The sequence below is a fragment of the Sphingopyxis selenitireducens genome (assembly GCF_051550705.1).
GTDB lineage: Bacteria > Pseudomonadota > Alphaproteobacteria > Sphingomonadales > Sphingomonadaceae > Sphingopyxis.
The window spans coordinates 61,757-72,738 of sequence record NZ_JBPULG010000008.1 but is presented as its reverse complement, the minus strand read 5'-3'; the positions used below and the strand labels follow the sequence as shown (position 1 = coordinate 72,738).

At 59.4% G+C, this 10,982-nt stretch carries 20 protein-coding genes; 15 read left to right on the top strand and 5 right to left on the bottom strand.

Annotated elements, in window-relative coordinates:
* Positions 1-58: 58 nt before the first annotated feature.
* The 4 genes from ACSYDV_RS22370 to ACSYDV_RS22355 are packed head-to-tail and all read right to left on the bottom strand — an operon-like array spanning position 59 to position 2,109.
* On the bottom strand, positions 59-850 hold the full coding sequence (locus tag ACSYDV_RS22370) for a type-F conjugative transfer system secretin TraK (RefSeq protein ID WP_438326292.1): 792 nt from the start codon (positions 848-850) through the stop codon (positions 59-61).
* 11 nt (positions 851-861) lie between these two features.
* On the bottom strand, positions 862-1,461 hold the full coding sequence (locus ACSYDV_RS22365; RefSeq protein WP_438326291.1) for a type IV conjugative transfer system protein TraE: 600 nt from the start codon (positions 1,459-1,461) through the stop codon (positions 862-864).
* Positions 1,462-1,464: 3 nt separating this feature from the next.
* Positions 1,465-1,749 carry a type IV conjugative transfer system protein TraL gene (gene traL, locus ACSYDV_RS22360; RefSeq protein WP_438326290.1) on the bottom strand — a complete coding sequence of 95 codons (285 nt, stop codon included), beginning with the start codon at positions 1,747-1,749 and terminating at the stop codon, positions 1,465-1,467.
* A 60-nt stretch (positions 1,750-1,809) separates the two neighbouring features.
* Positions 1,810-2,109, bottom strand: a complete 300-nt coding sequence (locus ACSYDV_RS22355) for a TrbC/VirB2 family protein (protein WP_438326296.1) — start codon at positions 2,107-2,109, stop codon at positions 1,810-1,812.
* A 297-nt stretch (positions 2,110-2,406) separates the two neighbouring features.
* Here ACSYDV_RS22355 and ACSYDV_RS22350 point away from each other — a divergent pair, with 297 nt between their 5' ends.
* The 12 genes from ACSYDV_RS22350 to ACSYDV_RS22295 all read left to right on the top strand — a co-directional run bounded on the left by ACSYDV_RS22350 (position 2,407) and on the right by ACSYDV_RS22295 (position 9,142).
* Positions 2,407-2,793 carry a hypothetical protein gene (locus tag ACSYDV_RS22350; protein ID WP_438326289.1) on the top strand — a complete coding sequence of 129 codons (387 nt, stop codon included), beginning with the start codon at positions 2,407-2,409 and terminating at the stop codon, positions 2,791-2,793.
* Between the two features lie 122 nt (positions 2,794-2,915).
* The gene (locus ACSYDV_RS22345) at positions 2,916-3,356 is read left to right on the top strand and encodes a helix-turn-helix domain-containing protein (RefSeq protein WP_438326288.1); all 441 of its coding nucleotides are present in this window, start codon (positions 2,916-2,918) and stop codon (positions 3,354-3,356) included.
* Between the two features lie 51 nt (positions 3,357-3,407).
* Entirely contained in the window at positions 3,408-4,247 is an 840-nt protein-coding gene (locus ACSYDV_RS22340) for a lytic transglycosylase domain-containing protein (RefSeq protein ID WP_438326287.1), read from the top strand.
* Between the two features lie 390 nt (positions 4,248-4,637).
* Positions 4,638-5,459, top strand: a complete 822-nt coding sequence (locus tag ACSYDV_RS22335; protein ID WP_438326286.1) for a helix-turn-helix domain-containing protein — start codon at positions 4,638-4,640, stop codon at positions 5,457-5,459.
* Between the two features lie 255 nt (positions 5,460-5,714).
* Positions 5,715-5,993: a WGR domain-containing protein gene (locus ACSYDV_RS22330; RefSeq protein ID WP_438326285.1), complete on the top strand. Its 279-nt coding sequence runs from the start codon at positions 5,715-5,717 to the stop codon at positions 5,991-5,993.
* A gap of 144 nt (positions 5,994-6,137) precedes the next feature.
* Positions 6,138-6,332 carry a DUF6771 family protein gene (locus ACSYDV_RS22325; protein ID WP_438326284.1) on the top strand — a complete coding sequence of 65 codons (195 nt, stop codon included), beginning with the start codon at positions 6,138-6,140 and terminating at the stop codon, positions 6,330-6,332.
* 1 nt (position 6,333) lies between these two features.
* Positions 6,334-6,660, top strand: coding sequence for a hypothetical protein (locus ACSYDV_RS22320; protein ID WP_438326283.1), 327 nt, complete (start codon positions 6,334-6,336; stop codon positions 6,658-6,660).
* Between the two features lie 11 nt (positions 6,661-6,671).
* Positions 6,672-7,187, top strand: a complete 516-nt coding sequence (locus ACSYDV_RS22315; protein WP_438326282.1) for an SOS response-associated peptidase family protein — start codon at positions 6,672-6,674, stop codon at positions 7,185-7,187.
* A gap of 17 nt (positions 7,188-7,204) precedes the next feature.
* Entirely contained in the window at positions 7,205-7,870 is a 666-nt protein-coding gene (locus ACSYDV_RS22310) for an SOS response-associated peptidase (protein ID WP_438326281.1), read from the top strand.
* Between the two features lie 107 nt (positions 7,871-7,977).
* Complete coding sequence (locus ACSYDV_RS22305; RefSeq protein WP_438326280.1) at positions 7,978-8,229, top strand: hypothetical protein; 252 nt, start codon at positions 7,978-7,980, stop codon at positions 8,227-8,229.
* 54 nt (positions 8,230-8,283) lie between these two features.
* A complete protein-coding gene (locus tag ACSYDV_RS22300) occupies positions 8,284-8,646 on the top strand; it encodes a hypothetical protein (RefSeq protein ID WP_438326279.1) in 363 nt (120 codons plus the stop codon).
* A 10-nt stretch (positions 8,647-8,656) separates the two neighbouring features.
* Positions 8,657-9,142 carry a hypothetical protein gene (locus ACSYDV_RS22295; protein WP_438326278.1) on the top strand — a complete coding sequence of 162 codons (486 nt, stop codon included), beginning with the start codon at positions 8,657-8,659 and terminating at the stop codon, positions 9,140-9,142.
* A gap of 8 nt (positions 9,143-9,150) precedes the next feature.
* On the opposite strand, the gene ACSYDV_RS22290 is transcribed toward ACSYDV_RS22295, so the two are convergent.
* Complete coding sequence (locus ACSYDV_RS22290; RefSeq protein WP_438326277.1) at positions 9,151-9,282, bottom strand: hypothetical protein; 132 nt, start codon at positions 9,280-9,282, stop codon at positions 9,151-9,153.
* Positions 9,283-9,421: 139 nt separating this feature from the next.
* Between ACSYDV_RS22290 and ACSYDV_RS22285 the strand changes: the two genes are divergently transcribed.
* The 3 genes from ACSYDV_RS22285 to ACSYDV_RS22275 are packed head-to-tail and all read left to right on the top strand — an operon-like array spanning position 9,422 to position 10,959.
* Positions 9,422-9,604 carry a hypothetical protein gene (locus ACSYDV_RS22285; RefSeq protein ID WP_438326276.1) on the top strand — a complete coding sequence of 61 codons (183 nt, stop codon included), beginning with the start codon at positions 9,422-9,424 and terminating at the stop codon, positions 9,602-9,604.
* Between the two features lie 3 nt (positions 9,605-9,607).
* Positions 9,608-10,504, top strand: a complete 897-nt coding sequence (locus ACSYDV_RS22280; protein WP_438326275.1) for a hypothetical protein — start codon at positions 9,608-9,610, stop codon at positions 10,502-10,504.
* On the top strand, positions 10,501-10,959 hold the full coding sequence (locus ACSYDV_RS22275) for a hypothetical protein (protein WP_438326274.1): 459 nt from the start codon (positions 10,501-10,503) through the stop codon (positions 10,957-10,959). Before ACSYDV_RS22280 ends, ACSYDV_RS22275 begins: the two co-directional genes overlap by 4 nt.
* Positions 10,960-10,982 lie beyond the last annotated feature (23 nt).

Genomic DNA, 10,982 nt, shown 5'->3' with positions numbered 1-10,982 from the left:
GCAGCGGTGGCACCGCGGGGCGATCCACCTTTGAAAAATGAGCCCAAATTTACCATGGCTAGCTTCCCTGCTTGCGGGTGACGACATATGCCGACGTCGCCTGACGCGGCGCGAGCTTCGGATTGGCGATCGAGACGGCGAGTGCATCCGCGGGCGCGATGCGCGCCTCAGTGATTTCGACGGGTGCACCGGAACTATTCTCGATCCGCACGATGCGGCCGACGACATCGAGGCCCTCGTACTCGGCGACGAGCTGAACGGTGAGGTCGCCAGCCTGGACTGGGACAAGCGCCGACCGACGCATCCGGTAACCCGGCACCACTTCCTGTGCCGCCATTGCCTGAATCAAGCGCACGGCTGTCTCGTCCGCGTCAGGCGCTTCGACGTCCGCGTCCTCTGCCGTTTCGACCTTGGCGAGCGCAACGGGATTGGACACGAATATCTGTTGCGCCTCGATTGCCTCAATCCGGCAGCCGAACTTGTAGACATAGCCTTTCTTCGTGGTGCCGAAGAACGACAGGATTTTGGGGCGGAAGCCTTCCGGGACCGACAGGTAGATGTCGCCTCGCGTGGGCTCGTTGACGACAGAGAAATCGTCCAGCGGGTTCGTCGGCTGCACCTTCGACACACTGGCGAATTCATCGCCGATTAGACTGATGCGGGTCAGATCCTTTTCCGATGCCACGCAGGCAACGCGGGAATTATCTTCGACCATTACGGTTTCGTCCGCATAGGCATTGTGCGAAACCATAAGCGCGGCGCCGATCAGGCCGACGCCGAAAATGCGGTGGAGCCTGTCGATCGAGCGCGCTGAAATCAGCACACCGCCGGCGCCGAGTGCCACGGGCATGAGAACCTCCATCATAGGGGTGCCGGAGCGGGAGCGCTGAGCGTCACCTCGCCATCCGGCTTATTCGGGACGACGGCGCCGAAGCCGATGAGACGCAGCTCCACACCGGTGTAGGTCCACTCGAAACGAAACGTCCGCTTGACCGAGCCAACGACTTGGCGACCCACAACGGTATTGAGCGTACCCGTCGCCTCCGACGTCAGTCCCTTCGTGTCGACACGAAGACCTTCGAGCGCAAAATACTGCGAAACGCTCGAACCGCGCCGATCATTGACGATCTTGAGTAGATCGCCCTTGATGCGGCCGTACGCCGACGGATGCACGATCTTCAGGACCGATTCCAACCAGTAGTCGAGGCTGGAAGGGCTCTGGTTCAGCATCAAGACCGAAGCATCTCGCGTAATGAGTTCGAGATACTCGCGGCTAACCCCCGAGCTGCTCAGTTCGACCTGACGGGTAAGCACGGGCTGCAAGACAATCTCGCGGTCACGCGCCGACGCGGCGATCAAAGAAAAAATGGTGACTATGGCGAGCCCGGTGCTCGCGATTACCAGCATGTTGCGCTGCTTCAGTACGCGCTGCGCCTGCGCCTGGCTAAATCCGGCTTCCATCGCTCACCCCGCCATCAATCGAAGATAAGAAGGCGGAACGGCTCGGATCCCCATCACCCCACTAGGGAAATACCAATAGGCCATATGGATAAGCCAAGAACCAGCACGTCCCGCTTTTGCCTTTCGCAAGACCCACCAACCCAAGATTCCGAAACATATGCCCCAAATGATATGCTGAACGAGGATACCCATCACGAAGGGTCCGGCCATTGCGACGAATTCGTCGATGGTCCAGAGCCCGATCCGTTCGGGTTCATCCAGTCTCCCTGGGATTGTATAGCGATCCATAACCGCCCCGCCCTATTGTCCGGATTTAGTGCGCGTGGTGCGCAACCCGGACCGTTCACGTCAGATAAGCGCCGTCACGGTCGACGTGACGATCGGAACGCCCGTGCCGACGCCGATACCCACGCCAACGGGGAGTGCGATCTGGCCCAGGCTGAAGCGGCCCGAGGCCATGCCCACGAGGCCGAGCGCCAGCGAGATGATCGTGATGATCTTGCCGCCCGAACCTTCGAGGAACGCGGTGAACTTCGTGAACGCGGTATCGAAGGTCGTGTCGGTGCCGGCGAATGCCGGACCAGCGAGCACGACGAATGCAAGGAAGGCGACCGCTCCCATGAGCGGGAGGTTTTCCTTGCGGAACATCCCCCGGCTCTTGGTCATGGTCATTGACATGGTTTGCATGGTTCATTTCCCATCTGTTGAAACGACGCCCCAATGGGCGCCGAGGAGATGGGAGAATCCCTCTTCCCTTGCTGTCAACTCCAAAGTAATAAAAGGTCCAGAATGGGGCTTTCTACGAACATTTAGGGTGATCTAATCACGATTCGTTGAAAGATTGTGGCTACGTTTGTAGCCAGCGTGGCTACGAACGTAGCCAGTGCGGCTACAATCACAGCCAGCTGCGCGCTAAAGATCATTGTTGCCGGATTAGCCGGTAGCGTGATCCGCAAGGCCGCAGCCAGCACCATGAAGCCCCCGCCCCGCGTCCCCTACACTATTCGGGTGAGCACCCAATATCTGAACGCACTGGCGCTGGGAATTTACAATCTCTCCGTAAAAGATCAGAGGATTTTCACCGCTTCGGCTCTTTTTTCATATGTTTCTGAGCATTGTGCTAAAGAATTAGACGCCCTCAACGCGAAAGACCTTCTTCTATACGCTCCCAAAGATTCTCTAAAGGGCGACATTAGGGTAAGCTATCTTCTCGATAAGCCGGTAAATGATGTTCTCATCGCCGCGCGGTATCAGCTCTCTGCACGCGCGGGACGCGTCGTAACCAACCTCGAAATGCACCGTTTGGCGATCAGTATCGTCGCTGGCCAGTAAGTTGGCCTTAGATAGCTAAGCGCTATGCGCTTGACATCCTTCCTTCTTTGCTCTTGCGTGACCAGACATAACAAAGCTGGGCGGTCACTTATATTATAATCAATTGAGCAAATGGGGCGAGAATGGAAACACGGGCCATCGCAGAGGTCTCGAACTTCCTGACACTCTGTCAGCGTGAAGCGAAGCGACTGAACTTATCCGAGCGACAAATTGGTGTGCGTGCGAGAATGCACCACACCAGCGTCTCCAATTATTTTGAGGAAAAACGCGTTCCGAAGGCGAGCCATCTCCTTCGGTTGAGTACCGCCCTCGACATCGATCCCACGCGCGCGTTCCTTGCCATATTCGTTTTCAAATCGCTGGACGCCTATGACGCGCCCACGACCAAGCTGCTGGCATCGCTCATCCCCGATCTGGCCGCCGCGATCGATAATTGCGACCTCGAAGACGAACTGCGCGAATGGGAGACGGAATCGCTGCTGCAGAAACTTCGCGAACTGCTCGTCGACCTGATCGGCCCCCGGTGGAAGATCCGTCAAATGTTCTTCAGATCGCGCACCTGATAAAGCGTGCGACACATCCGCATCATCGCGGCGCTATCGGCGTCAGCCTTCATGGCCCACAGCCCTGCGATTGCGGATCCCGGGCAGCCCGTGCGCCGCGTTGCCCTCCTCGACTTCTCGGCTCCTACCGCTACCTCGACCGCCGTGCCGTCGCCGGCGCCGGTAGAAAAGGGTATGCTGCTCGATTTCCGGCAGATGCGGTCGGAACCCTCCGTATTCGCGGGCAGCGTTCCCGCACCCGTCTCGCCGGTCACCGATATTGTGCGTTCGATCCGCGTGCCGGGTTGGATGCGTTCGGGCCAATCGGCCAACCAATTCGCAAGTTTGGCGCTCGACCTCCCGGCGATCGGCAATTGCTCGCCTAAACCCTATCTTTCTTCGGGACTTCTCGGGCGGACCGCTGAGGATCGTCGGCGTGTTCTATATCCTCTTGTGCAGCGCGCTGCGTGCGAGGCCGGTTTACCGATTGGTCTCATGGACGCGATGTTGATCCAGGAGAGCCGATACAATCCGATGGCGCTCAGCCCAAAAGGTGCCTTTGGCTTGGGCCAATTGATGCCGGGCACCGCAAAGCAGCTCGGGGTCGATCGTTACAGCCTGCATGGCAATCTGCGCGGCGCCGCCCGCTATCTCAGCTGGCAGCTCCGAGAATTTGGGCGCGTCGATTTGGCGCTTGCGGCCTATAACGCCGGCCCCGGTCGCGTTCGCTCCGTCCGGCGGGTTCCGCGGATCACCGAGACCCAGAATTATGTGGCCAAAATCCTGACCAACTGGCGCGTGATTGAATCCAATCATACGCAGCTGGTGCCCGCGCGGACATCGCCCCCGTCCGCGCGGGCCGTCTGGCTCAGCGACTTTCGTCGCTCGGCCGCGATCGGCGGTAGCAAATGATAGGGCGGCCATGAGTTTCGCGCACCACAACTCGCGCCAATCAATTTCTTCTCCTGTCACCATGAATCCGAGTCTGGATCGCCATCCCAACACAGGGGCGGCGATCCCTTCGTACGTGGCCAAGGCAGAAGCGCTGCGCTGGCGGACGAGCCGCGGGCATCAACAGAATTCGGGGATTAACAAGAATGGGGGCGCCGTGAGCGGATAAACGAAACCCGGCACGAAGGCCGGGCATCGCATCGAGATTAGCCCAGGAATTGGTAGTTCCTGATTGGCTCCCACAAGCTGGAAGCTTGGCTAACCTCCTTCGACATCTTTGTCAATGATGCGCGCTTCGCGCCACGGGATTTTTTTGCCTGCTTTCCGCTGCCCTCCAACGGAGGACAGACGATGACGCATATCTTCGCTTCGGCAGCCGCCGGCGTGCTTCGCCGCGCGGGCGTTCCTACGCGATCCGGTTCACCGCACCCCACCGGCGCCGCGGTCCTTCGCGGCAGTCTCGAGGAGGGAAGCTTCGAGCATCGCTTTTGGCGCGCCTACCAGAAGGGCGAGACAGATCGATTACATCAGGCGGCCGTCGACCTCGCACGGTTACGTCGCCACGGCCTCCGCGCCGATCGTCGGCAAGCCCGGGGCGACGGCGCCGGCGCTGCGGCGCCGAAGACGATGCCGCCGCCGCTGTCCCAATCAGCAACGGCCATATTCAAGTTGCTCTGCGAGCTCGGCCGCCTCTGCAAAGGCCAGATCTATCCAACCTATGACTGGTTCATCGAAAAGACCGGCTTTGCAAGGGCCACGGTCGCGCGCGCAATCGCGCAGCTGAAGGAGGCGGGCTTCCTGATGATCCAGCGACGATGCAAGCGTGTCGATCGCGACGGTCCCGGCCCTCGCTTCGAGCAAACGTCCAACGCCTATCGTCTCGAATGGCCAGCGGGACTCCATCGATGGTTGAACGCGCTGCGCAGCCCGTGCCCGCTTCCCGATGACGAGCTGGTCCGACTGCAGGCCACCGAAGAAGATCTTCGCGTCATGGAGCAGCCACGCAATTCCGAAAAAGCCTCGACCCAAACGGCCTTGCTCGACACACTCGCGAGCATGGCCCGCACGATCGAGGAGCGCGAGTCTCAAAAAGATACTCAACCGCTCCAACCTGAGTCAGATTCTATTATGTTCAAAAGGAATTGGCCTGGTCGGCCAATGAATTCGACATAAAGCGGCAATCCGCCACTCATCGACCACCCCATAAGCAATTGCAAAGCTCCGACCTTTAAGGTCGGGACCGCCGGCTATGCCGGCGGATGCTCCCCAATGGGAGCAGGCAATTCCCGACGGCTTTCGCCGCGGCCCTGCCCGACCCCAAACCGGCTGCGCTTTCGCTCGTCACTGATCGACCGGCTGACTCAATGCGCCGAGATCGATTCAGAAAATTCGTGCGACGCCGAGAGACACCCCGATTAAGCCATGCGGATGGAAACAACCGCGCCTTTCGATGATGTAGAAATCGAGCTGATCGCGCGCAATCCCGCGCGCAATATCCATCGCCGCTACAAAATTCTCGCGAGCGTCGACCTGTTTGGAGCCGTGATCGTCGAGACCCGCTGGGGCCGGATCGGTGCCGCCGGTCAGCACAAGATCCGCTCCTTCGCGTTCCACCCTGAAGCAGATCGTTACGTCCGATCGATCCTCGCTCGCCGAAACAGCGCTGAAGCGCGTCTCGGAGCACCATATCGGATCCAGACCCTGTAGCGCGGCACATCGGTCGCCTTCGATCGCCCCGGGGGAAAAAAGAACCGGCCATTTTCAGCGCCGAACGCCCGATCATCCTGCCCGCGCACAACGATCCGTCGAATCCACATTGCGCAACTGTTCCTCTTATGTTCTCTTTGCGGCATGAACCGACTCGACAAAAATGCGATTGCCGACGCTCTCCTGGGCGCCCCCGGCTGGGCTAAAATTGGGCTCACCGAGCCCCGCGAGCATCTCCGGATCGATGCTGCGATGGAACTCGCAGGCGCGATCGTCGACCATTTATCGCCGCCCGTCTCCCGCGCGACCGCGGGGGATCAGCAGGCGCTGGCGCTGTGACGTGCAGAATACCAAGGACGGGCTGCGCCGCGCTACGCATATATTCGAAGCCGCCGTCTGGCACTATGCTGTGCTCGTCACCTGCCGGTGCGGGCATAGCGCGAAATTCCACGCGGCCAGCCTCTGGTGGCGGTTCGAGCGCAAGGGATGGAACGACAGTTTCCGCGACGCGAAGCGCCATTTCTGGTGCCGCCAATGTGCTGCGCGGATCGGGCGCCGCGTTCAGCCTATGCGCCTCGAGACTGTCGCATGGGAGAAAGGGGTCATCGAACTGGAAATGCCCGACGATCGCGAATGGAAACGCGCGATGCGGCGCTTCCGGACCTAGGAGATAGACCAATGGACATTGAATTCGACGACACCCTTCAAGGGCTCGGGAAAGGTGGCCATCGCATCATGATATGGGACGGCCAGGAAGAGCGACAGATTGAGGCGCATTGGGGCCTTCGGTCGAACGATCCCGCGATCGGTCAGATTCCCCTTCTTAAATCGGAAACGGCGCGGATCGAAAACCCCTGTCTGATCCTGGCTAACGAATTCGGGATCAAACGCGACGGAAAGACACTCTATGCCGCGAGCCTGGTCACCGACATTCCCTTCTTCTGCATCGCCGGCGTCTGGCAGCGTGGGACACGCGAATATCCCGACGCATTCGCGGCGCTGACGGTCCCGGCCTATCCAGACCTTGCAGAGCACAAGGATCGCCATGTCGCAGTGGTAGATCCTGACGACTGGTTCGACTGGCTGCAGCAGGTACGCCCGCCGCTGGACATCCTGCGCCCCTTCCCCGAAGGTAGCTTCACGATCATGCCGCCGATCCAGCCCAGTCTCGAAGGACTGCTCGGCGCCGCCTGAGAAGCGGAGAGCCGAAGATGTGCAATCAGATCACCCTCAAGGCGTCGGTCGACGAGGTTGCCTCCCACTTCAAAGCCCGGCGCCCGAAACCCACGAACGCAAGCACCGGCGATGTATGGAAAGGCGGGACGGGCTTCATCGTGCGCGAGAGCGCCGGCGAACGCGTGATGGAGACGATGACATGGGGCTTCCCAAAATATCTGAAGAATAAGCGCACCGGTGAATTCAACAAGCCGTTGAAGGTCAACAATGCGCGCGATGATCATCTCATGAACCCGTTCGGGATGTGGCACGAGTGGTTTGTTCAACCAGGGCAACGATGCCTAATACCGATCACGGCCTTTGCCGAGGCGGTCGGTGAAAGCCCGAACATGACGCGGACGTGGATCCGCGTCGCCGACCAGCCGATTGCCGCGTGCGCCGGCTTCTGGCGCCCGACCGACGAATGGGGCGACAGCTATACGATGGTCATGGTCGACGCCGTGCCCGAACTGATGGACGTCCACGATCGAATGCCTGTAATTCTCCACCCTGGCGACCTTGATACATGGCTCCGCGCCCCGGCGGATGAAGCTTTCGAACTGGTGGCACAATATCCGTTCGACCAACTCATAATCGAGCCAACCGATGAACTGTGGGTGCCGAAGCGTCGACCCAATGACCGGCAACCAGAATTACTTTGATTGCAAGCTCGATTTTGCCCGCTGACTGTTCCATCTCTGGAAACGTCAACCGCTGATTAGGCAACGAAACTCACTGACAAATAAGACATTTCCGCGACGGCGGGGAGATGGACCAGAATATCCCCCCCACCCGATCACGCGCACGCACGCAGCTGCGCGGTCCCGACCTTGCCACAGCAATTGCCCATGCAGGCTCCCGTGTCATCTATGTCGATGACGACGCGAAGCCGATCGCGGCCGTCCTACCGATCGAGCTTTGGCAGATGATCTCAAAAATTCCTTATTACCGCGCCATCACCGAATCGTTCGGCCATCCCGCCACTCAGTCCGAACAGTGCACCAGCGCAGCGCCGCGTTAGCGGCAAATTAAATCCATTCAGGTAGCTAGCCCGGCCTGAAGGGATGGAATCGAGATGACCACAACAGCTTTGCTCGCCATCGCCGCGACGTTCAATCTCGTGTGCACTGGGACCCATGTGCAAACCAAAAACAATTCCGTCGTCCCCGATACCCAATTCACCCATGCCTTTCGTGTCGATCTCGATAGCGGGCGATATTGTCGTGATTCATGCGAGCAGACGCATCCGATCTTTCAAGTGACGGACACGCAGATTGTCTTCACTCGACTAGAACGCGACGCGATCCTCATCGAGGTGCGCGTGAGCAGGGAGAGCGGTTTCTATAGCGCCATTTCCAACTCACCGTCGGGCACAGGCTGGAGCCAGGGAACCTGCAGCAAAGAGCCATTCACTGGCTTCCCTGCACGCAAATTCTGAGGGGAAGAAGATGAAACTCATTGCCACGACGATCGCGGCCGCGATTGCGACGGCCTCCAGTCCGGCGAACGCGCAGCAACCTACGGCCGAAGCCGTCGCCAAGCTGGGGGATAGCGGCTTTGCGCAATTTCAATGTGCCGTGCTGGCAGGCTTCGGCAAACAACCGACTGTCGACAAGCATTTCAACGCGGGCCTTTCAGACATGCGCCAGTTTCTCGCCCAATGGCGAGCCAGCGACGACGCGAGTTTCCGAAAGGAAGTCGGCAACAAGGTGCCGATGATCATCACGATGGAGCTCGGAGGGCCGTCCATCGATTTCGAAATCGGCCGCGTCTACTCAGCGGTTCTCTGGTATGTCGATGATGGTCTACGCGACCGTGACACCTGGCTTCACCAGAAGAAAGACCCCAGCGCGCCAGCCGTCGAACCCGCCGTTGTCGAGATGCGGGCCGAACAGCAATACAAGGACAAGAATTGCGCGCTTCTTGCGCGTTGATCCGCAGCCTAATTGTCCACCGCGCGATCCCGAATGGCCGCCGCGATGCGCGTCAACAACTCAGCGATGTCGTCAGGTTGACCCGGAACGAAAGCTTCAACGATCCGAGCTGACTGCTCGAAGCCATCCTCATTATCCATTGTCCGCTCCTCGTCCCAATACGACGATGTGTAGCATAAGGTCCGTTAGCCACCAATCTGCCGATAGACCGACGAGCCACGCGACTTCACGCCCGCGGCGCCCCTTTACCTTCTTGCGCGGCGGCACTAGATTGCGATCATGGCAAGCGTCACCACCCCTCGCGAACAGGCAGAAACCTCGGAAGCCGCACGCAAGGTCGGCGGCTATGCTGAGCTTTTTCGCCTTCAGGACGAACGCACGGCAATCCGTCGGCGCGGCATGATCGCAAAACTGACCAGAAATCCCCAAACTGGCCGATTCAAATACATCGTCGCGAGCTGATTCATGACGCTCACGCTGGCCGTCCTTGCCAGCATGTTGATTCTGCTGCCGGGACTGACCTTCCTTGGCGTCTGGAACCTAAAAGGTGCACGAAGTGGCGCGGCCCGTCCCGAGCTGCCGCTTGGATCGGCGACGACATTGCTGCTAGCCGTTGGCGTCTCCCTCATTGCCCATTTTCTCGGTTGGTCAACCGTCGAGCTGGCGAGGAACTTGTTCGTCGCAATACCCGACGCCCTGCCCGCAAAAGGGATGATGTGGGCGCCGATCGAAACACTCCTCCGCCCTGACGGGACCTATCAGCCGATATTCGCCAATCCCACCACGGCTATGGTCCAATATGCCGACGGCGGCCATCTTCAGATGCACGAGCTTGCAATGTTCAGCGGGCTGGTTCTTCTCGAATCATTCCTGGTTCTACATTTTGTCTCGAACGATGGCTTCGATCTGATCTTCGACGGCGCCGACCTCAATGGCCAAGGCTGGGTCTATCACCATTATGTAAGACCCACCCAACATGGATTTCGACCCGCCTGCCATGTATTAACGACCTTCCAGCAAAACGATCTCGGCATAGGCTACATCGGTGCGATAGCCGATATTCGCCACAGTGAGAAAGGCGAGCTCCTCTCACTCGCTCTGCTCAATCCCGATCGCTTCCTGTTCCAGCTGAAGCCGGGTGCCGCAGGGAAAAAATGGAAAGAGCTAGGCGAAGACCCCGCGTTCGTGAGCTTCGGCCGCGAGCCGATTGGCGGCATTGTTGCACTAGACGGCAAGTCGGTTGCAAATCTGTTGGTCCGGACTCTCGACAAGGCTCTCCTCGACGACATTGAAACCGAAAGTGAAACCGATCCTGACGTCGGCGCGGCTGACCCCATCATCGAGCCTAGCGCCGAACCATGATCAAGCTGCTCGCCTTTCTTGCTGCGATCGTCGGCTTGGCGGTAATCATCTTTGGATTGACCGTCCTGATTTGCGCGCCGTTCCACTGGCTCGCGATCGCCTTCATGAGTTATTGCCGCCCGCGCCTGGTTCTCGGCCGAGCCGCTATTTGCTTCATGGCAATATGGATCTTGGCCGTCGTGGCCCTGCCAATCGGGACGGGGTTTTCTATCGGTTTGCTGCTCGCGATCTTTCTGACCCCGTGGCCCGCCCGCCTTTGGGCCAATCGCGCTGCGTTTCGTGCTGACGATGCCAATCAACGGGCCGCAGCCGCTGATATCCGGAACACAAAATGGGAAAGCGAAGGCTCTCGGCTTCGCGTGACGGCCGACAAGCCTTGGCGAGAATACATCACCGACAGCGAACGGGCCAGGTTGATCTCCAGCTACCAACTACCGGCGTCCTTCCCGCGATAGGAAATGGAGGAACGTGGCAGCCG

Bases quoted from the DNA above. Each gene is read 5' to 3' on its own strand.
- ACSYDV_RS22300 (WP_438326279.1), top strand. From the start codon at position 8,284: ATGACCACAACAGCTTTGCTCGCCATCGCCGCGACGTTCAATCTCGTG.
- ACSYDV_RS22365 (WP_438326291.1), bottom strand. From the start codon at position 1,461: ATGGAAGCCGGATTTAGCCAGGCGCAGGCGCAGCGCGTACTGAAGCAG.
- ACSYDV_RS22355 (WP_438326296.1), bottom strand. From the start codon at position 2,109: ATGTTCCGCAAGGAAAACCTCCCGCTCATGGGAGCGGTCGCCTTCCTT.
- ACSYDV_RS22370 (WP_438326292.1), bottom strand. From the start codon at position 850: ATGCCCGTGGCACTCGGCGCCGGCGGTGTGCTGATTTCAGCGCGCTCG.
- ACSYDV_RS22305 (WP_438326280.1), top strand. From the start codon at position 7,978: ATGGACCAGAATATCCCCCCCACCCGATCACGCGCACGCACGCAGCTG.
- ACSYDV_RS22330 (WP_438326285.1), top strand. From the start codon at position 5,715: ATGGAAACAACCGCGCCTTTCGATGATGTAGAAATCGAGCTGATCGCG.
- ACSYDV_RS22325 (WP_438326284.1), top strand. From the start codon at position 6,138: ATGAACCGACTCGACAAAAATGCGATTGCCGACGCTCTCCTGGGCGCC.
- ACSYDV_RS22310 (WP_438326281.1), top strand. From the start codon at position 7,205: ATGTGCAATCAGATCACCCTCAAGGCGTCGGTCGACGAGGTTGCCTCC.
- ACSYDV_RS22340 (WP_438326287.1), top strand. From the start codon at position 3,408: ATGGCCCACAGCCCTGCGATTGCGGATCCCGGGCAGCCCGTGCGCCGC.
- ACSYDV_RS22275 (WP_438326274.1), top strand. From the start codon at position 10,501: ATGATCAAGCTGCTCGCCTTTCTTGCTGCGATCGTCGGCTTGGCGGTA.
- ACSYDV_RS22290 (WP_438326277.1), bottom strand. From the start codon at position 9,282: ATGGATAATGAGGATGGCTTCGAGCAGTCAGCTCGGATCGTTGAAGCT.
- ACSYDV_RS22345 (WP_438326288.1), top strand. From the start codon at position 2,916: ATGGAAACACGGGCCATCGCAGAGGTCTCGAACTTCCTGACACTCTGT.
- ACSYDV_RS22280 (WP_438326275.1), top strand. From the start codon at position 9,608: ATGACGCTCACGCTGGCCGTCCTTGCCAGCATGTTGATTCTGCTGCCG.
- ACSYDV_RS22295 (WP_438326278.1), top strand. From the start codon at position 8,657: ATGAAACTCATTGCCACGACGATCGCGGCCGCGATTGCGACGGCCTCC.
- ACSYDV_RS22315 (WP_438326282.1), top strand. From the start codon at position 6,672: ATGGACATTGAATTCGACGACACCCTTCAAGGGCTCGGGAAAGGTGGC.
- ACSYDV_RS22285 (WP_438326276.1), top strand. From the start codon at position 9,422: ATGGCAAGCGTCACCACCCCTCGCGAACAGGCAGAAACCTCGGAAGCC.
- ACSYDV_RS22335 (WP_438326286.1), top strand. From the start codon at position 4,638: ATGACGCATATCTTCGCTTCGGCAGCCGCCGGCGTGCTTCGCCGCGCG.
- traL (WP_438326290.1), bottom strand. From the start codon at position 1,749: ATGGATCGCTATACAATCCCAGGGAGACTGGATGAACCCGAACGGATC.